This window comes from Achromobacter sp. 1L-A-4-B-C2 (assembly GCF_057291955.1).
The window spans coordinates 531607-549443 of sequence record NZ_JBXAWP010000002.1 but is presented as its reverse complement, the minus strand read 5'-3'; the positions used below and the strand labels follow the sequence as shown (position 1 = coordinate 549443).

The 17837-nt window shown below is 66.9% G+C and carries 16 protein-coding genes; 10 read left to right on the top strand and 6 right to left on the bottom strand.

The window, feature by feature from the left end:
* Nucleotides 1-10: 10 nt before the first annotated feature.
* Nucleotides 11-865 carry a DUF3348 domain-containing protein gene (locus AC0Z35_RS09905; protein WP_485131870.1) on the bottom strand — a complete coding sequence of 285 codons (855 nt, stop codon included), beginning with the start codon at nucleotides 863-865 and terminating at the stop codon, nucleotides 11-13.
* Nucleotides 866-1253: 388 nt separating this feature from the next.
* Between AC0Z35_RS09905 and AC0Z35_RS09900 the strand changes: the two genes are divergently transcribed.
* The 5 genes from AC0Z35_RS09900 (at nucleotide 1254) to AC0Z35_RS09880 (ending at nucleotide 7290) form a co-directional block, all read left to right on the top strand.
* Nucleotides 1254-2483, top strand: coding sequence for a helix-turn-helix domain-containing protein (locus AC0Z35_RS09900; protein ID WP_485132129.1), 1230 nt, complete (start codon nucleotides 1254-1256; stop codon nucleotides 2481-2483).
* Nucleotides 2484-2515: 32 nt separating this feature from the next.
* Nucleotides 2516-3148 carry a Vgb family protein gene (locus tag AC0Z35_RS09895; protein ID WP_046807488.1) on the top strand — a complete coding sequence of 211 codons (633 nt, stop codon included), beginning with the start codon at nucleotides 2516-2518 and terminating at the stop codon, nucleotides 3146-3148.
* 281 nt (nucleotides 3149-3429) lie between these two features.
* Nucleotides 3430-4554, top strand: a complete 1125-nt coding sequence (locus tag AC0Z35_RS09890) for a TRAP transporter substrate-binding protein (RefSeq protein WP_046807489.1) — start codon at nucleotides 3430-3432, stop codon at nucleotides 4552-4554.
* A gap of 19 nt (nucleotides 4555-4573) precedes the next feature.
* Nucleotides 4574-5200 (top strand): TRAP transporter small permease subunit, encoded by a 627-nt coding sequence (locus tag AC0Z35_RS09885; RefSeq protein ID WP_104143796.1) that lies wholly within the window; start codon nucleotides 4574-4576, stop codon nucleotides 5198-5200.
* Complete coding sequence (locus AC0Z35_RS09880) at nucleotides 5197-7290, top strand: TRAP transporter large permease subunit (RefSeq protein WP_485131869.1); 2094 nt, start codon at nucleotides 5197-5199, stop codon at nucleotides 7288-7290. The genes AC0Z35_RS09885 and AC0Z35_RS09880 overlap by 4 nt, the downstream gene beginning before the upstream one ends.
* A 149-nt stretch (nucleotides 7291-7439) precedes the next feature.
* Here AC0Z35_RS09880 and AC0Z35_RS09875 read toward each other — a convergent pair whose 3' ends face one another.
* Both AC0Z35_RS09875 and AC0Z35_RS09870 read right to left on the bottom strand, forming a co-directional pair.
* Nucleotides 7440-8765 carry a hypothetical protein gene (locus AC0Z35_RS09875; protein WP_485131868.1) on the bottom strand — a complete coding sequence of 442 codons (1326 nt, stop codon included), beginning with the start codon at nucleotides 8763-8765 and terminating at the stop codon, nucleotides 7440-7442.
* A gap of 224 nt (nucleotides 8766-8989) precedes the next feature.
* A complete protein-coding gene (locus AC0Z35_RS09870; protein ID WP_485131867.1) occupies nucleotides 8990-9739 on the bottom strand; it encodes an SDR family oxidoreductase in 750 nt (249 codons plus the stop codon).
* A gap of 103 nt (nucleotides 9740-9842) precedes the next feature.
* Here AC0Z35_RS09870 and AC0Z35_RS09865 point away from each other — a divergent pair, with 103 nt between their 5' ends.
* Nucleotides 9843-10760: a LysR substrate-binding domain-containing protein gene (locus AC0Z35_RS09865; RefSeq protein ID WP_485131866.1), complete on the top strand. Its 918-nt coding sequence runs from the start codon at nucleotides 9843-9845 to the stop codon at nucleotides 10758-10760.
* 114 nt (nucleotides 10761-10874) lie between these two features.
* Here AC0Z35_RS09865 and gstA read toward each other — a convergent pair whose 3' ends face one another.
* Nucleotides 10875-11489, bottom strand: coding sequence for a glutathione transferase GstA (gene gstA, locus AC0Z35_RS09860; RefSeq protein ID WP_046807493.1), 615 nt, complete (start codon nucleotides 11487-11489; stop codon nucleotides 10875-10877).
* 100 nt (nucleotides 11490-11589) lie between these two features.
* On the opposite strand from gstA, the gene AC0Z35_RS09855 reads away from it, so the two are divergent.
* Complete coding sequence (locus tag AC0Z35_RS09855; protein WP_485131865.1) at nucleotides 11590-12537, top strand: LysR family transcriptional regulator; 948 nt, start codon at nucleotides 11590-11592, stop codon at nucleotides 12535-12537.
* 162 nt (nucleotides 12538-12699) lie between these two features.
* Complete coding sequence (locus AC0Z35_RS09850) at nucleotides 12700-13500, top strand: DUF169 domain-containing protein (protein ID WP_104143803.1); 801 nt, start codon at nucleotides 12700-12702, stop codon at nucleotides 13498-13500.
* Here the strand turns inward: AC0Z35_RS09850 and AC0Z35_RS09845 are convergent.
* Nucleotides 13497-14558 carry a LysR family transcriptional regulator gene (locus AC0Z35_RS09845; RefSeq protein WP_485131864.1) on the bottom strand — a complete coding sequence of 354 codons (1062 nt, stop codon included), beginning with the start codon at nucleotides 14556-14558 and terminating at the stop codon, nucleotides 13497-13499. The genes AC0Z35_RS09850 and AC0Z35_RS09845 overlap by 4 nt on opposite strands.
* Nucleotides 14559-14720: 162 nt before the next feature.
* On the opposite strand from AC0Z35_RS09845, the gene AC0Z35_RS09840 reads away from it, so the two are divergent.
* Nucleotides 14721-15905, top strand: a complete 1185-nt coding sequence (locus AC0Z35_RS09840; RefSeq protein ID WP_485131863.1) for an MFS transporter — start codon at nucleotides 14721-14723, stop codon at nucleotides 15903-15905.
* Nucleotides 15906-15986: 81 nt separating this feature from the next.
* Complete coding sequence (locus AC0Z35_RS09835; RefSeq protein WP_485131862.1) at nucleotides 15987-16655, top strand: HAD family hydrolase; 669 nt, start codon at nucleotides 15987-15989, stop codon at nucleotides 16653-16655.
* Between the two features lie 72 nt (nucleotides 16656-16727).
* On the opposite strand, the gene AC0Z35_RS09830 is transcribed toward AC0Z35_RS09835, so the two are convergent.
* A complete protein-coding gene (locus AC0Z35_RS09830) occupies nucleotides 16728-17687 on the bottom strand; it encodes a DMT family transporter (protein ID WP_485131861.1) in 960 nt (319 codons plus the stop codon).
* Nucleotides 17688-17837: the final 150 nt, after the last annotated feature.

The following is a 17837-nucleotide window of genomic DNA, read 5'->3' as shown; positions in this document are numbered from 1 at the left end:
GGTGTCCTGGTTAGCTGGCGCGAAGGGCGGCAAGCAGCCCTTCGACCGGTTGTAGTCGAACATCCAATTCGGCAAGCAGGACGCTGCGCATATCCTTGCGGAAAACGTCCAGCCAGGCGCCGGGGGTGACAGGCGGTGTTGCGGTTGCCGGCACGGGCGCCTTGCCGTTGCCGTCCTCCAGCTTGGCGGCGCGATCGGTGGGCGGTGCAGCGTCGGCTTCGGCAGCGGGTGCGTCCACGGGTGCATCCACAGACGCATCCACGGGCGCCAACGCCGCCGCCTCGGCCAGCCGCAAGCGCTCGAAATGCCCCTGCAAAAGCTTGGGGATCGCGCCGAACAGCGCGCGTTCCTTGGGCAGCAGCGCCCGGTCCATGATGGCGTCCACCACGGCCAGACGGGTCATCTCGCCATTTTTGGCCGCGACCATTCCGCGCAGACGGCTGCGCAAGTTGCCCACGCTGGTCTCCATCGTGTGCTGCAACGACAGGTAGCGCTGGCGAAAATTCGAGTAATCGGCCTCGGCCTGCTCGACGGCTGCCGACTTCTTGGCCGGCGCCTGTCCCGGCACGATCCGCTTGGCGCTTGTGGCTGCCGTGTCGCTGGCGATGGCGTCGGCCAGCGTCGTGCGCACGCGCGCGCATTCCCGCTCTTCGGCGCTACTGAACATGCGCGCGCCGGGGGCGATCACCGGCGGGCTCGTGTTCAGGGCCGCGGACAGTGCGATCGCGTCCGTCCAACCAAGCCACTGGCTCAAATGGTCGGACAACGATTGCCTGGATTCCGGAACGTCGACATCCGTCAGGCGAGTCAGCAAGCGAATGAGCGTCGGGCCGCTTAAACCTGTGCGCTGTGGGGCTTGCAACATACCACCAGAGTCAAAAAGGGGGGAGTTTACACGCTGGCGGGCCGCCCAAGGGTGGGGGAATCATGGTGACCATGTAAATGGGGTCGCATCCCTTGCCCCCACGCACGCGTCGTGCTTGCCACCAGCGTCGCGCCTGGGCCGAAGGCGCGGGCCGGCAGGGCGGCAGGTGGCGGGCGGCAGCGGCAGGGCCGGGGCTGGCGGAACAGGAGATCAGGCCACGGCCAGCGGTGGTAGATTGATGCGCGGCCGAAGCCAAGGCCGAAGCCCGGACCCAGGCGAGACCGAGGCCAATGCCAAGGCCAAAGCCAAAGCCAAAGCCAAAGCCAAAGCTGAAGCCGATGCCGAAGCCCAAGCCCATACAGGGAAACTTCAGTTGCCTGAGCACTCCATCGATTTGCCGATCACCCGCGCGGCGCGTGCCTTGGCCGCCGGCGACCCGTTGACGGCGCTGAACCAGGTGTCGCTGCGTGACGATGCCCCGGCGCTGGCCTTGCGCGGCATCGCCATGGCGCAACTGGGCGACTTCGCCCGGGCCAACGCGCTGTTGCGCAAGGCCGCGCGTGCCTTCGGGCCAGCCAACCCGGCCGCGCGCGCCCGTTGCATCGTGGCCGAAGCCGAAGTCGCCTTGGCCTCGCGCGATCTGGCGTGGCCCGAAAAGTCGCTGGCCGCCGCTCGCACCGCCTTGTCCGTCCACGGCGACCCCGTCAACGCCGCGCACGCCGCCTACTTGCAGGCGCGGCGGCTATTGCTGCTGGGTCGCCTGGACGAAGCCGACCGGGCCCTGGCCGGCGTGGACGCCCCGGCCATGCCTGCCGCGTCCCGCGCGATCCACGAATTGATCGCGGGCGGCATCGCGCTGCGCCGGCTGCGCGCGCACGACGCCGCAGCGGCGCTGGCCCGTGCCGAGCACGCCGCGCGCCAGGCCGGCGTGCCCGCCTTGGTGGCCGAAGTGGACCACGCCGTGCAGGCGCTGCACGCGGTGGCCGCCCGTCACGTCACGCCGGACGGCACGCGCGACCTGACGCTGGCCGACGCCGAGGCGCTGCTGGCGTCCCCGGCGCTGATCGTCGACGCGTGCCGCAATGCCGTGCGGCAAGGCGAACGGATCGTGCCTTTGGCCAGCCGCCCGATTCTGTTTGCCTTGGCGCGGTTGCTTGCCCAGGGCTGGCCACACGACGTCAGCCGCGAATTCCTGATTGCCCGCGCTTTTCGCACCGGCTTTCAAGACGATTCGCATCGCGCCCGCCTGCGTGTGGAAATCGGACGCTTGCGGACCGCGTTGCGGCCATTGGCGGCGGTGACCGCCACGCGTGACGGCTTTGCGCTGCGACCCCACGCCGATCTGGGCGTCATCGTGCTGGCGCGTCCGGTCGACGTGGCCGACCGGGATCACGCCGCAGTGCTGGCTTGCCTGGTTGACGGCCAGGCCTGGTCCAGCTCGGCCCTGGCGCTGGCGCTGGGCGCCAGTCAGCGCACCGTGCAGCGGGCGTTGGATGCGCTGGCCGCGTCGGGCCAGGTGCTGCCGCTGGGCCAGGGCAGGGCGCGCCGCTGGACGACGCCCAGCGTGCCGGCGTTCACGACAAGCTTGTTACTCCCCACTCTCATGCCCGGTCAGTAGGATGAAGTTTCCCCTCTTTCAAGGAAGCAACCATGAAACGAAGCCAAGCTGAAATCGTCCGTGAATACGGCCCGTTCCCCGGTGCCGACGCCGTGCATGGCGTCAGCTACGACGGTCGCCATGTGTGGGTCGCGCTGGGCGAAAAGCTGATCGCGCTGGACCCTGAGTCCGGCGAAACCCTGCGCACGCTGGACGTCGTGGCCAACGCCGGCACGGCCTTCGACGGCAAGCATCTCTATCAGATCGCCGAAGGGAAAATACAGAAGCTTGACCCGGTCAGCGGCAAGGTGCTGGCAAGCATTCCCGCGCCGGGCGGCGGCGATGACTCGGGCATGGCCTGGGCCGACGGCTCGTTGTGGGTCGGGCAGTACCAACAACGCAAGATCCACCAGGTGGACCCGGAGACGGGCCGCGTCCTGCGCACCATTGATTCGAACCGCTACGTGACCGGTGTCACGTGGGTGGACGGCCAGCTGTGGCACGGCACCTGGGAAGAAAACGCACGCGAACTGCGGCGTCTTGAGCCCGACACGGGCGCCGTGCTGGAAAGCATCGACATGCCCGAAGGCGTGGGCGTGTCGGGTTTGGAATCCGACGGCGCCGACCGCTTTTTCTGCGGCGGTGGCAACGCGGGCAAGGTGCGCGCCGTGCGCCGCCCGACCTGATCCACCCGCACGCCGAACGACGTTCTTGCCCGCGCGCCGCCATGTCCGCACATGGCGGCGCGCTTGTTTATCGCGGCCAAACGCGCTAGGTCCTTCGGCTAGGGTAAGTCCTGACAAACAGCTGATTGTCAGCCGTTAGTCAGGAAGGTTTAATCAGCAAAAAGTTGCAACGCAGTCGTAGCCCCGACACCGGGAAGCTCGCAGCAGGCGTTTCCCCGCGTCCCCCGCAGGTGCAGTTACTACACGCTGGTCCATGTAGTCCACCAAGGAGACAAGTAGCCATGCAACACGTCACAAAGCCCCGCCGCAAGTTCATCTCGGGCGCTGCCGTCGCCGGCGCCGCCGCACTGGGTTTCCCTGCCGTGACACGGGCGCAGAATGCGCCGGTTTCATTGCGGTTCCAAAGCACCTGGCCCGCCAACGACATTTTTCACGAGTTCGCGCGCGACTATGCGCAAAAGGTCAACGACATGGCCGGCGGCCAGTTGAAGATCGAAGTCTTGCCGGCCGGCGCGGTGGTCAAGGCGTTCGACCTGCTGGACGCGGTATCGGCCGGCACGCTGGACGGCGGGCACGGCGTCGTGGCCTATTGGTACGGCAAGAACACGGCCGTGGCGCTGTGGGGCTCGGGGCCGTCATTCGGCATGGATGCCAACATGTTGCTGGCCTGGCATGAATACGGCGGCGGCAAGGAATTGCTGACCGAAATCCAGAAGGCCATGGGCGTGAACGTGGTGTCGTTGATGTACGGCCCGATGCCGACGCAGCCGTTTGGCTGGTTCAAGCGCCCGGTCACCAAGGTGGAAGACGTCAAGGGCGTGAAGTTCCGCACGGTGGGCCTGGCCATCGACATGTACACGGCCATGGGCGCGGCGGTGAACGCCTTGCCCGGCGGCGAAATCGTGCCGGCGCTGGATCGCGGGCTGCTCGATGGCGCCGAGTTCAACAACGCGTCGTCCGACCTGGCGCTGGGCTTTCAAGACGTGTCCAAGATCTGCATGCTGCAAAGCTTTCACCAAAGCGCGGAGCAGTTTGAAGTGCTGTTCAACAAGGCCAAGTACGACTCGCTGCCGCCGCACTTGAAGCACGTGCTTAGCTACGCGGCGCAGGCCAGCAGCGCCGATATGTCGTGGAAGGCGGCAAACCGCTATTCGCAGGACTACATCAAGCTGCAGAAGGAACACAACGTCAAGTTCTACAAGACGCCGGACGCCATCTTGCAGCAACAGTTGAAGATCTGGGACGAGATGATCGCCAAGCGTTCCGCCGAGAATCCGCTGTTCAAGAAAGTGCTGGATTCGCAGCGCGCGTTTGCCGAGCGGGTGGGGCGTTGGCACGGGGATACCTCGGTCAATTACCGGATGGCCTACAACCATTATTTTTCGCGCACCAGCAAGCCGGCCTGACCTTATCCCAGGCCCATCGATGCTTCGTCTTATCCGCCTGATCGACCGCGTCTCCACCTTCGTCGGCAAGACCTTTGCCTGGCTGATCGTTGTGCTGACCCTGCACGTGTGCTGGGAGGTGGCGGCGCGGTATCTGCTGAACCAACCCAGCGCGTGGGCGTTCGACATGCAGATGATGTATTACGGCGTGCTCTTCATGATGGCCGGCGCCTACACGCTGGCCAAGAACGGGCACGTGCGCGGCGACATCCTCTACGGCTTTCTGCCGCCGCGCGTGCAGGCGGGGTTGGACGTGCTGCTGTACCTGGTGTTCTTCTTTCCCGGCGCCATCGCGCTGGTCTGGGCGGGCTGGTATTACGCCGGCTACTCCATCGCCATCGGCGAGCATTCCTCGCTGATGGCCAACGGACCGCCCATCTATCCGTTCAAGGCGTTCATCCCCGTGGCGGGCGCGGTGTTGCTGCTGCAAGGCGTGGCCGAGGTGCTGCGTTGCGTGCTGTGCCTGCAACGCGGGGCGTGGCCATCGCGCGAGGAAGATGTCGAGGAAGTGGACGTGGACAAGCTCAAGAAAATGGTGCACGTCAAAGACGAGGACATCGTCCAGCTTGACCGCTACGTGACCCCGCCCGGGGAGCCGCGCCGATGAAAATCCACAAGGCCTTGTGGTTCGGCTTGTCGTGCATCGGAATCGTGCTGCTGATGATCGCGTTCCTGACGCCGTGGGGCGAACTGACCACGGGGCACATCGGGCTGTTGATGCTGGCGCTGATCGTGGTGGCGATCATGCTGGGCTTTCCCACGGCGTTCACGCTGATGGGCATGGGCGTGCTGTTCACCTTCCTGGCGTACTACATGCAAAGCGCCGACGCGGGTCGGTCGGTGGGGCAGACGCTGGACCTGATGGTGCAGCGCACGTACGCCACGATGACCAACGATTCGCTGATTTCGATTCCGCTGTTCGTGTTCATGGGGTACCTGGTCGAACGCGCCAACCTGATCGAAAAGTTGTTCCGGTCCATGCATCTGGCGCTGGCGCGCCTGCCGGGCGCGCTGGCGGTTGCCACGCTGGCCACGTGCGCGATCTTCGCCACGGCCACCGGCATCGTCGGCGCGGTGGTGACGCTGATGGGGCTGCTGGCCATGCCCGCCATGTTGAAGGCGGGCTACAGCGTGCGCCTGACGGCGGGGTCGATCACGGCGGGCGGCTGCCTGGGCATCTTGCTGCCGCCGTCGGTGATGCTCATCGTCTACGGCGCGACCACCGGCGTGTCGGTGGTGCAGCTGTACGCGGGCGCGCTGTTTCCCGGCATCATGCTGGCCGGCCTGTACATGCTGTATGTGATCCTGGTGGCCAAGCTGCGTCCCGACATGGCGCCGCCGCTGCCCGTCAGCGAACGCGGCGTGCCGCTGTCGCCCGAAGCCAAGACGCTGGCCGCCGCCGGCTACACGCGCGCGTTGTCGGGCATGGTGGCGGCGCTGTTCAAGGGCCGGCGCAATCACGGGGTGCCGTTCGGCTTCATGCTGCGCAACCTGGTCACGGTGCTGGCGCCGCTGGCGCTGACGGTATTGCTGGTGGCCGTGGTGCATCACGGCGTGACGCGTCCGATCGTGGAATACGACATTCCGGCGGAATTGCAGTTGGGATCGGGCGGGTTTGATTCCGGCCTGAGCGAGCCCGGGGCGGACGGCTTGGCAGAGCCGCCGGGCGGGGGACTGGCGGAGCCACCCATCGGGGGATTGGCGGAGCCTCCCATCGGGGGACTGGCGGAGCCACCCATCGGGGGACTGGTGGAGCCACCCATCGGGGGGCTGGCGGAGCCACCCGTCGGGGGACTGGCGGAGCCACCCATCGGGGGACTGGTGGAGCCACCCGTCGGGGGACTGGCGGAGCCACCCGTCGGCGGGTCGGCGGCGCCTTCCGCTGGTCAATTGGCGGAACCGCCATCGCCCGGCGCCGCGGACTCGTCCGCCTCTGCGTCCCGCCCCGCACCCACCGGGTTTTGGATATTCGTCGCCGTCTGCGCGGTGGTGCTGGCCGTGTTCTATGCCGCCCTGACGTGGGCGCGGCTGGAAATCTTCAAGATGCTGATGGGCTCGTTCTTCCCTTTGGCAGTGATGATTGCCGCCGTGCTGGGCTCGATCGCGTTCGGCCTTGCCACCCCCAGCGAAGCGGCCGCCATGGGGGCCATGGGCGGGGCCTTGCTGGCCTTGGCCTACCGCCGGCTGAACCTGCCCGTGCTGCGCGAATCCGTATTCCTAACCGCCAAGACCACCGCGATGGTGTGCTGGCTGTTCGTGGGCTCGTCGATCTTTTCCGCCGCGTTCGCGCTGCTGGGCGGCCAGCGCATCATTGAAGAATGGGTGCTGTCGCTGGGCTTGACGCCGATTCAGTTCCTGTTGCTGGCGCAGGTCATCATCTTTTTGCTGGGCTGGCCGCTGGAGTGGACCGAGATCATCGTGATCTTCATGCCCATCTTCGTGCCCCTGTTGAATGCCTTTGGTATCGACCCGCTGTTCTTCGGCCTGCTGGTGGCGCTGAACCTGCAAACCGCCTTTCTGTCGCCGCCCGTGGCCATGTCGGCGTTCTATCTAAAGGGCGTCTCGCCGCCGCACGTGACGTTGAACCAGATCTTCCTGGGCATGATGCCGTTCATGGGGATCCAGGTAGTGGCGATTTTCCTGTTGTACGTGTTCCCGGGCATCGGCATGTGGCTGCCCACGGTGCTGTATCGCTAGGCCGGACGATCCGTGGTGGCGGAATGTGCCGGCGCTGTGTCGGCGCTGTCTCGACGCTGTGTCGGCGCATTGCCGGTGCTTTGCCGGCGCTGTGCCGGTGCTTTGCCGTGCATTGCCATGCCCACGCCTTGCCGATGCTTCAGTCGCGATTACTCGCGCACCAGATACGCCTGCCCACCCGGTGCCAGATACGGCGTCAGGTCCTTGAACGGCACCGTGGCGTGCGTGCCCAGGCACACGCCCATCGCGTGGCCCACGCCGGATACCGACAAGGTCAGCACGCCCGGCGCCTCGGTTCCCAAGGCCAGATAGCTGGGCCAGAGGTCCGAGCATTCCTTCAGCGAATCGTCGTCACCGCCCTCGATCTTCATGTCGGCTTGCGGCGCGCGGGCCTTGTCGATCAACGCAAGCAGCGCGGGGCTGGCTTCGCGCCATCCGTTTTCGCCCGGCACGTACGCATCCAGCACGCGGTTCCAATCCAGGTATTTGCCTTGAAGCAGGTCGAAGGTGTAGGGCTCGAAATGGTTGTTGGGGTGCGCGCCGCCGCAGTACAGGCTGCCGGATTCGGTCACGGTCATCAGCGCGGTGGATAGCCATTGCACGGTGATGGCTTCCTCGTCATAGCTGCCCAGCGTGCCGGCGGCCGGATTGTCGTTGGTGTAGGCAGACGCCTTGCAAGCCAGCGCCGCCAGGCTCATCTGCCAGTGGCGCTGTTCAAGCAGCGCGTTGACGCGGGCCATCACCTGAGGATCGGGGTGGCGGCTCAGGCGCGGGTAGCTGAACTGTGTGCGGGGGTCGCGCCACATGCGGTAGGCGACGGCGCCGGTGCCGCTGTCAGCGCCGACCGGCACGGCGTGGCCGGCCAGCTTCAAGGTCTCGTAGGGGGCGTTGTTGGCGTTGATGCTTACGCCGTGATCGATGCCGCTGCCCATGCCGCCGCTGATCGCATCGGTAACGGCCTGCCCGCTGCCCGGCGCCAGCGCGCGAGGGTCGTACCGCGCCACGCGCCGCAGCGCGAAGGCGCGTTGTTTGCCCGTGCGGGCATCGACCCAGTGGCCGCGATACCCGTCGCCGTCGCGGTGCCCTTGCCAGGTGGCGGCTGCGGCGGCCTCGGCGTCCGGGGCAATGCCCGCTTCCTGTAGTTCATAAAACGGTCGCGGTTCCGCCAGGGCTTCGGGCGGGCCTTGCAAGGGGATGTCGACGCCGTGCTTCGGATAGAAATACCGGCCCGTCCCGGGGCTGCCGTCCGCCCCTTGACCCTCCAATTCCATCACCACCTCGCCCGCGCCTTCAAGCGTGCCGACGTAGACGGTGCGTAAGCGGGTTTCGGCGGGTGCGGCCGCCACGGCACCGGCCGCCGCGGCATTGGCCGCCACGGCACCGGCCGCCGCGGCACCGGCCGCCTCAACGTAGAGGGGCGATGCGATCAGCGCCAGTGCGGCAAGCATCAGACGGACAAGCGGGATAGGGAACATGGCGCAGTGTGGAAGACGGATGACAACGGGATGATAGCGGCCGCGTTCAGTCCGGATCACCGGCAGTGTCAATATCGTCACTTGCCAATCGGTGTGACGCCAGCAAAAACCGGCCCGCCTGGCTGCGCGAGGTATGCGCACGGCGGCTGGCGGGCACGCCGACCGCCGCGACCGAACGCCTGTGCAAGCGCGCACTGCGGTCGGTCGGGCCGTAGCGGCTGCGTTCAAAGCTGGCTCATGCCGCCATCCACGATGATTTCGGTGCCCACGATAAACGCGGATTCCGGCGCCGCCAGATGCAATACGGTCGAAGCCAGTTCCTGCGGTGTGCCGAAGCGGCCCAGCGGGATCTGCGCCTGGATGCCGGCGGCCGTCTTTTCCAGGGTGGCTGCGTCCAGGCCCAGCTTGCCGTAGATCGCGGTCGCGATCGGGCCGGGGCTGACCACGTTCACGCGGATGCCTCGGGGCAGCAGCTCGGCCGACAGCGTCTTGGCCAGCGAGATCAGCGCGGCCTTGCTGGCGGCGTAGATACTGGAGGCCGGCATGCCGATGTGGGCGTTGATCGAGCCGTTCAGCACGATGGACGCGCCCGGGTTCAACAGCGGGTCCAAGGCCTGTAGCTGAAAGAACACGCCCTTGATGTTGGTGTTGAAAGTTTGGTCCCACAGGTCTTCGGTGGCCTCGGCCAAGGTCGCAAACTTGGCGATGCCCGCGTTGACGAAAACGGCGTCCAGCCGCACGTCCGCGTCTTTCAGTGCCTGGGCCAGCGCAGCCGAGGCGCCCGGCGCGCCGGCCACATTGCGGATGGCCAGCGTGTTGTTGCCCAGCGTGGCCCGCGCGGCTTGCAGCGCGGCTTCGTCGCGGCCCGTGACGATGACGCGGGCGCCTTCGGCCGCAAACGCTTGCGCTGCCGCCAGGCCGATGCCGCTGGTGCCGCCGGTGACCAATACGGTCTTGTGTTCAAAACGGTTCATGGTGATCTCCTTGGGAGTCGTTCGATAAGGTGTAGCCATGTTGCGCCTGGGGCGGCGCTTTGTCGTACCATCTTTCGAACGAACACGTTCGAAGGAATTGCACATGTTGACCGCCCATGAACTGGCGCTGCTGGAAGCCATCCGGGACAGCGGCAGCCTGTCTCGCGCGGCGGTAAAGCTTGGCCGAGCGCCATCGTCCGTGTCGCACGCGGCCCGCCAACTGGAAGAGCGCTTTGACGCGCTGCTGTTCGACCGCCGCCGCTACTGGCTGCAATTGACGCCCGCCGGGCAGCTGCTGGCGGACGAAGCCGCGCGGCTGATGCTGGACGTGTCCCGGCTGACGCAACGCGTCAAGCAGGTAGCCAGCGGTTGGGAAGATCGGCTGCATATCGTCAGCGACGAGATCCTGGAATTTGAATTGATGTCGCCGTTGATACATGCGTTTGATCGCCTGGATTCCGGGGTGAGCCTGCGCTTGACGCATGAGGTGCTGGGCGGCACGTGGGAGGCGCTGCGTGAAGGCCGGGCCGACCTGATTGTGGGAGCGACGAACGAGCCCCAAGCTATGCCGAATCTTCAGTGGGCGCAATTGGGGGCAATGGAATGGTTGTTCGCGGTGGCGCCGCGCCATCCCCTGGCCAAGCTGAAAACGCCCTTGCGGCAGGACCAGATTCAGCAGTACCGCGCGGTGGTGGTGGCGGACACGTCGCGCGGGGCGGCGGCGCGCGGCTATGGCCGGGTCAGCGGTCAGCCGGTGCTGGCCGTGCCCAGCATGCGCGCAAAGATCCTGGCGCAGCGCGACGGCCTGGGCATAGGCTGGGTGCCGCGCCACCGTGTGGCGTCGTTGCTGGCGCGCGGGGAATTATTGGAAATGGCCACCGAGACACCGCGTGAACCGAACATGCTGTACCTGGCATGGCGCGGCGGTCACGAGGGCCGCGCGTTGAAATGGTGGCTGGAGCAGTTGCGCCAGCCCACCATGGCGGCGGCGCTGATGCGGGGCGTGGATGCGTTTCGCTGATGTGCGAGTCCCGGCCCGTTAATCCGGCACATCACAGGGCACATCACAGGGCACATCACAAGGCACATCACACGGCACATCGCGCTGGCATGACACGGCGCGCCACATCGTCCGTCAAACTGCGCGGGCGATGCCTTCGGCCGCCAGCGCCGCCTGCACACTCGGCCGCATTTCAATGCGCGCCATATAGTCAGCCAGCACGGGTCGGCCCGCCAGATCGATGTCAAAAAACCGGGCCCATCGCAGCACGGCATACAGGTAAGCGTCGGCCACGCCAAAGCGGTCGCCAAGCAGGAAGGGCACAGATTGCAAAACGCCCGCCAGATAATCCAGCCGCTTTTCCACCCGGGCCTGCCACCACTGGCGCGCCTCGGCGGGCAGGGCCCGGTTGAACAGCGGGCCAAAGCCGCCATGGATCTCGGTGCTGATGAAGTTAAGCCATTCCTGCAAGCGGCTGCGGTCCCAGGTGCCGTTGGGCGGCGCCAGCCCGGCTTGCGGGTTCAGGTCGGCCAGATATTGCACGATGGCGGGTCCTTCGGTCAGCACTTGCCCGTCGTCCCGTTGCAGCGCGGCAACGTAGCCCTTCGGGTTGATCGCCAGGAAGTCGTCGCCGTCCTCGGTGCGCTTGGTTTGGTTGTTCACCCGCACCAGGGTAAAGGGCAGATCCAGCTCGCGCAGCACGATGTGCGGCGACAGCGAGCAGGTGTCGGGGGCGTAGTACAGCTTCATCGGTCGGTCCTTCGGTTCAGCAAGAAGGGCAAGCATGAGGCCGCGCCAGGCATGCGTAAAATTACTTCTTCAAAAATGTGAAATAAGCAGAGCTGATGCCATGATGAACCTGATGCACTGGCGGCTGGTGTTGGCCGTGGTGGACGCCGGCAACATCACGCACGCGGCGGCCGACGTGGGCATGACCCAGTCCGGCGCCAGCCAGGCCATCGCCAATCTGGAAGACATGCTGGGTGCGCCGCTGTTCACGCGCGACCGTCGGCAGACGCTGCCCACGGCATTGGGCCTGCGGGTGGCGGACGAGGCGCGGGCCATGCTGGATGCGCTGGGGCGCATTCAAAATATGGCGCAAGACGCGTGCGGCACGGCGCGCGGCACCTTGCGCCTGGCCAGTTTTCCGATGGTGTTTTCCACCATCCTGCCGCCGGTGCTGCGGCGTTTTCGGCAGCAGCATCCGGGCATCGACGTGGTGTCGCTTGAAGCCTCGGATGACGAAGTCGAAGCCCTGCTGGCGGCGGGCACCGTGGATGCCGGCGTGGTGTTGAACGCCGCGCCCGGGCGGCACGTGTGCCCGCTCGGGCAAGACGAATGGATGGCGGTGCTGCCCGCCGCGCATCCGCTGGCCCGCGCGGGTAACGCGGTCGACCTGGCGGCGCTGGCGGCGCAGCCTTTCGTGCTGGCTACAGGCGGATGCAGCGTGCACGCGCAGAGCGTGGCGCAGGACGCCGGCCTTGCCATCGATGACGTGCGCGCCACCGTGCGCGACTGGAGCAGCGCCTTTGCGCTGGTGCGTGAAGGCGTGGGCGTGGCGCTGGTGCCCGCGCTGACCCTGCCTGAAAACCGTCGCGGCCTGCGCGTGCTGCGGCTGGCGCAGCCCTTGTACCGGTCGTTCGGGCTGGCGGCATCGGCGCAAGCGGCCGACAGCGCGCCGGTTCAGGCCTTGTTTGCAATGTTGCGATCTCAACAGGAGGACCGGCCCGCGCCTGCGCCTTTGTCCGCGCCTTTGTCCGCGCCTTTACTCGCGCCTGTGCCCACGCCTTTGCCCTGAGGCCTTTTCCTGATGATCGTGGTCGTCATGCGTGCCGAATTTGCCACATGCTTGCGGCGCGCCGATGCGTGTTTGCCTTTAAGCTGCGACGGATAAGCGGATCGCCACCAACGTCGATGCGCCAAACTCGATGCGCCAAACACAACAGTCCCAAGGACGGATATGGAAGAGACAACAACAAACGCGGCCATGCACTGGCCGCAACTGGTGGACGACCTGAACAAGCTGCTGCGCTTGAAGACCACCGTCATCGGCATGAAGCTGTTCGAAGACGAGGCCGACATGGCCGGCATCAAGGGATTGCGCCGGCCGCAAGCCACGCACACCACGGATCAAATCGTGGGCATGGCCGCGCGGCTGGGGTGGACGGTGGGCATCACCGGCAACGATCTGGTCGGTGCGCAGTGCCGCGCGGTGATCGGGCTGGGCCCGCAAGACGAAGACTGGAAAAGCGGCAAGGATTACGTGGGCGTGTGGCACGCCACCGAAGCCGATGCGCGGGCACGCCAGGAAGCCTTGTCCTGTGTGCCGGCGGGCAAGTATCGCGGGCTGGTGGTGTCGCCGCTGGCGTCGGGCCGGCTCAACCCGCCCGACATCTGCCTGATCTACGCCACGCCAGGGCAGATGATTATTCTTATCAACGGCTTGCAGTGGAAGAACTACCGCCGCTTTGACTGGAGCGTGGTGGGCGAGACCGCCTGTGCCGACTCCTGGGGCCGGGCGCTGGCCACGGGTGAACCCAGCTTGTCCTTGCCCTGTTTTGCGGAACGCCGCTACGGCGGCGTGCCCGACGAAGAGATGCTGATGGCCCTGCCGCCGCGCTACCTGCCCATTGCCATCGAAGGCATGAAGGCACTGGCCGCCAACGGCTTGCGCTATCCGATTGCCCCGTATGGCATCCAGAACGACGTGCGGGCCGGCATGGGCGTCAGCTACGCACAGCCGCCCGCGCGCGGCGCTTAGAGGGGGTGGTGCAGCGCATCGGCAAAGGCGCGGGCGGCGGGCCCCAATGGCATGTCGATGCGGTGCGCCAGGTACGTCTCGGTCTCAACCTGGCTGCCGCGTCCCAGGCTGTGGGTGGGCAGGCGCACCAGCCGGCCTTCGGCCAGGTCGCGCTCTACCTGCCACAGCGGCAGACGGCCCCAGCCCAGGCCCGACAAGATCAGTGCGTGTTTGGTGTCCTGGCCGCTGACGCGGCAGGTCTGCGGCGACAGCACGGCAAAGTCGCGTCCTTCACTTAAGCCGGACGGATCGGCTTGCACGATCTGCAAGTGGTCGGCCAATTCCGGGGCGCCCAGCATGGCGTTGCCCGCCGGGTTGCTAGCCGGGTTGCCGCTCGGGTTGTCGCTCGGGTTGCTAGCCAGGTTGCTAGCCAGGTTGCTAGCCAAGTCGCCGGCTGCGTCGCCGGCTGCGTCGCCCGCCGCGTTGCCCATCGCGTTGCCCATCGCGTTGCCCATCCGGTAGCCCACCACTTTGCGCGCCAAAGGATGGCCGGCGCCGACCACCGCCACCATCTGCACCGACGACAAGGCCTGCACGGCGATCCGTGGATGGCGGAAGTGCTCGCCCGCAATGATCCCAAGCGTATGGTTGCCCGACAGCAGCGCGTCGATGGGACCACCCAGCGGCAAGACCGCCACGCGCGTGGCCACTGTGGGATAGGTGGCGCGCATGGCCTTCAGCGCCGCGCCCACGTCGGCAATGGGAAACAAGGTGTCCACGACCAGTGACAGTTCCAGTTCGACCCCCGTGCCCATACCCTGAGCACGAGCGCGCATGGCGTCCACCCGCAGCAGGATGTCGCGCGCGTTGGCCAGCAGCGCCTGGCCTTGGGGCGTCATCACGGGGCGATGGCCGGCGCGGTCGAACAACGTCACGCCCAATTGCTGTTCCATATTCGCAATGGCGTGGCTGACCGCCGACTGCACGCGGGACAGGCTGCGCGCGGCCGCGCGAAAGCTGCCGGCATCGGCCACGGCGACGAACACACGCAATTGGTCCAGGGTCAGGGCATCTATCATCGGGCGGGCCGGTGGCCGGTTCGGTTCGGTTCGCTTCGCTTCAGGCCGGCTAAATTGGGCGGCTTGATCTAATCGATCGATCATTCTCATCGAAAAATAATCACTTCTCAAGATCGCGCGGGGCGGGCATGCTGGCGCCTTCGCATGGGTAATGAGGCAGGCATGAGCCAGGTTGAAACCCGTTGGGCCGGTGTGGGGGCCATTGTGGGCGCGGGCGTGGTGGCGTCGCTACAGGTGGGCAAGGTCATCATTGCCGCGCCGCTGTTGCGCCAGGACATGGGCCTGGATCTGGCGTCGATCGGCACGCTGACCGCCGTGTTTTCCCTATTAGGCGTCGTGGGAGGCATCGCCGCCGGCGGCGTGATCGCGCGTTTCGGCGCGCGCCGCATGCTGCTGCTGGGCTTGTTGGCCACGGCGCTGGGCACGGCCACGGGCGCCATCGCGCCCAGCTACGCGCTATTGCTGGCGTCCCGCGTGGTCGAAGGCCTGGGTTTTCTGATGATTACCGTGGCCGGCCCGGCCGCCTTGCAGCGCCTGGTGTCGGCGTCCGGTCGGGATTTTGCCTTTGCTCTCTGGAGCTGCTACATGCCCACCGGCATGGCCATTGCCATGCTGGCCTCGCAGGCGTTCGAGCATTGGCAGGCAGTTTGGTGGTGCGCGGGCGCGGCAGTGATCGTGTCGCTGGCCAGCGTGGCCGCGCTGCTGCCGGCCGGGGAAGCTGCTGCGCCCGCGCCCTTGTCCTGGCGCGGCATGCGGCAGGATACCGTTGATACGCTGAGCGCGGCCGGGCCGGTGCTGCTGGCCTTGTCGTTCACGCTCTACAGCCTGATGTTCTTCGCGCTGTTCACCTTCCTGCCGGTGCTGCTGATGGATCAGCTTGGCCTGACGCTGGCCCAGGCGGGCCTGTACAGCGCCATCGCCAGCGCCGCCAACATCGTCGGCAACCTGAGCGCGGGCGTGCTGCTGGCGCGCGGCTGGCGGCGATCCACCTTGATTGCCTGCGCCAGCGTGACGATGGGCGTGGTGGCGCTATTGATTTTCCGTTCCGTGCTGCCGGCCATGCCGACCTTTCTGCTGTGCGTACTGTTCTCGGCAGTCGGTGGCCTGATCCCCGCCACCTTGCTGGGCACGGCGCCGCTGGTCGCGCCGCGTCCGGCGTTGACGGCGGCGTCGGTCGGGCTGGTGATGCAGGGAAGCAACCTGGGGCAGGTGATCGGGCCGGTCACCGTGGGCGGCGTGATCGACCGCTACGGATGGAGCGCGGCGTCGACCATCGTGCTGGCGGCGGGCCTGGGCGGCGTGTTGATCGCGGCCGCGTTGCGGCGCGTGCGTGCGGCACGCTTGTAGGGCGCCTATCATGATGGCCATCCCGTGCACGCCAAACCCATGCACGCCAAACCCATGCACGCCAACATTGCAGGAGCCGATATGCAGCCGTCGACCCCCCGCCTGGTCATCTTTGATTGCGATGGCGTTCTGATTGATAGCGAAATCATCGCCGCGCGCGCGCAGTCACGCGCGTTGGCCGAACATGGCATTGTGATCACGCCCGAAGAGGCCGCCCGCCGCTTCGCCGGCATCCCCGATGCCGACATGTGGCAGACGCTGCAAACCGAAAACGCGTGCACCTTGCCCGACGGCTTCGCCGGGCAGTATGCCGACCGCCTGGCGCATACGTTTCGCCAGGAACTGCGCGCCTTGCCGCATGTGCACGAAACAGTGGCGGCGTTGCGAAAGCGCGAGCTGGACCTGTGCGTGGCGTCCAGCAGCACGCCGCCCAAGTTGGAAGCGGCGTTGAAGCTGGTCGGCCTGTGGGAAGCCTTCGCGCCCCACGTATTCAGCACGGCGCAAGTGGCCAAGGGCAAGCCCGCGCCCGACGTGTTCCTGTTCGCCGCGCGCCAGATGCGCGCGGCGGTTCTGGACTGCGTGGTGGTGGAAGACAGCGTGCCCGGCGTACGCGCCGCCCGCGCTGCGCGCATGCGGGCGGTGGGCTACGTGGGCGCGTCGCACAACGGGCCGGACCAGCGCCAGCGCCTGCTGGACGAAGGCGCGTTTGCCGTCATCGACGATCTGAGCCAGCTGTCGGATCTGCTTTAGCGGCACGGGCACACGCGCGTCGGCCCCGATCCGCGATGGCGTCGCGGCCACCCTGCAAGCGTGCCGGACCCGCTATAGCGCCACGGGGACCGGCACCGGCTTGACGCGCACCGCGCGCAACACGCCCACGATCAGGCACGCAATGCCCACCATTGTCAGCGGCTGCGGCATCGTGCCGCGCAGGATGAAGGCGTACGCCAGCGCGGCCAGCGTTTCGAAGACGATGAGCTGGCCGGCCAGCGCGGTGGGCAAGCGCTGGCTGGCTTCGTTCCAGCACAGCGTGCCCAGCCAGGAGGCGAACAGCCCGATGGCAATCATCAAGCCCAGGAAGCGTTCCGGGTTGGGACCCAGCGGCATGTCAAAGCCGCTATCGGCGGCGGCCATGCCGATCCACAGCAACCCGTAGCCAGCCAGCGCCAGCGGCAACGTCGCCAGCCCTTGCGCGGCGGCCCAGGTGCTGGGGCTGCGGTCTGGGTGCGCCCGCAGCCAGTCGGCATTGCGCAGCGGATACCAGGTCCAGCAGGCGACGGCCACCAGCGCCAGCAGGGCGCCCTCTGCGTAGCGCGACAAGTCGGCATCCGCGTCCTGGCGCAACGCTTGCAGCTCTACCTGGTTGACGCAGCCGATGCCGAACGCGATCAAGGCCAGCGAGGGGGCCAGCCGCTTCCACGGCAGTTTGCCGTCGCGGCGCGCGTTACGCAGGTTGGCGCACACGGCAATCACGACCGGCAGCGTGCCGATGATCATCGTGGGCACTGGGCCGCCCGCGCGTTGGATGGCGCTGGCCAGGCACAGGTAGTACAGCAGGTTGCCGATGGCGGCCAGTTTCAGCGCCTCGATCCAGTCGGCACGGCGCAGTTGCCGCAGCCGGTTGCGGTCCAGCCATGCCAGCGGCAGCGCAATCAGGCCAAAGGCCAGGTAGCGCGCCACCGATTGCAGCGCGGCCGGATATTCCGGCAGCAGCAATGGCCCCACGAATACCAGCCCCCACATCAAGCCCGCGGCCAGCGCGTAAAGGGTTCCTGCCCACATGCCTAGCTCTCCTGCGTATCGATGGGGCAGTCTAGCCAGGGCGGGCCGGTAAATCTTGTACCAGATTGCGGTGCGGCCGGCGCGTGCGCGCAGCCGCTGGGCGCTTGGCGCTTGCGGTGGGTCCTTATCCTGTTCCGGATTCGAAGGTGG

What these genes read in the sequence shown, in the direction of transcription:
- AC0Z35_RS09905 (WP_485131870.1), bottom strand. Translation starts at nt 865, where the DNA reads ATGTTGCAAGCCCCACAGCGCACAGGTTTAAGCGGCCCGACGCTCATT.
- AC0Z35_RS09895 (WP_046807488.1), top strand. Translation starts at nt 2,516, where the DNA reads ATGAAACGAAGCCAAGCTGAAATCGTCCGTGAATACGGCCCGTTCCCC.
- AC0Z35_RS09890 (WP_046807489.1), top strand. Translation starts at nt 3,430, where the DNA reads ATGCAACACGTCACAAAGCCCCGCCGCAAGTTCATCTCGGGCGCTGCC.
- AC0Z35_RS09885 (WP_104143796.1), top strand. Translation starts at nt 4,574, where the DNA reads ATGCTTCGTCTTATCCGCCTGATCGACCGCGTCTCCACCTTCGTCGGC.
- AC0Z35_RS09880 (WP_485131869.1), top strand. Translation starts at nt 5,197, where the DNA reads ATGAAAATCCACAAGGCCTTGTGGTTCGGCTTGTCGTGCATCGGAATC.
- AC0Z35_RS09875 (WP_485131868.1), bottom strand. Translation starts at nt 8,765, where the DNA reads ATGTTCCCTATCCCGCTTGTCCGTCTGATGCTTGCCGCACTGGCGCTG.
- AC0Z35_RS09870 (WP_485131867.1), bottom strand. Translation starts at nt 9,739, where the DNA reads ATGAACCGTTTTGAACACAAGACCGTATTGGTCACCGGCGGCACCAGC.
- AC0Z35_RS09865 (WP_485131866.1), top strand. Translation starts at nt 9,843, where the DNA reads ATGTTGACCGCCCATGAACTGGCGCTGCTGGAAGCCATCCGGGACAGC.
- gstA (WP_046807493.1), bottom strand. Translation starts at nt 11,489, where the DNA reads ATGAAGCTGTACTACGCCCCCGACACCTGCTCGCTGTCGCCGCACATC.
- AC0Z35_RS09855 (WP_485131865.1), top strand. Translation starts at nt 11,590, where the DNA reads ATGATGAACCTGATGCACTGGCGGCTGGTGTTGGCCGTGGTGGACGCC.
- AC0Z35_RS09850 (WP_104143803.1), top strand. Translation starts at nt 12,700, where the DNA reads ATGGAAGAGACAACAACAAACGCGGCCATGCACTGGCCGCAACTGGTG.
- AC0Z35_RS09845 (WP_485131864.1), bottom strand. Translation starts at nt 14,558, where the DNA reads ATGATAGATGCCCTGACCCTGGACCAATTGCGTGTGTTCGTCGCCGTG.
- AC0Z35_RS09840 (WP_485131863.1), top strand. Translation starts at nt 14,721, where the DNA reads ATGAGCCAGGTTGAAACCCGTTGGGCCGGTGTGGGGGCCATTGTGGGC.
- AC0Z35_RS09835 (WP_485131862.1), top strand. Translation starts at nt 15,987, where the DNA reads ATGCAGCCGTCGACCCCCCGCCTGGTCATCTTTGATTGCGATGGCGTT.
- AC0Z35_RS09830 (WP_485131861.1), bottom strand. Translation starts at nt 17,687, where the DNA reads ATGTGGGCAGGAACCCTTTACGCGCTGGCCGCGGGCTTGATGTGGGGG.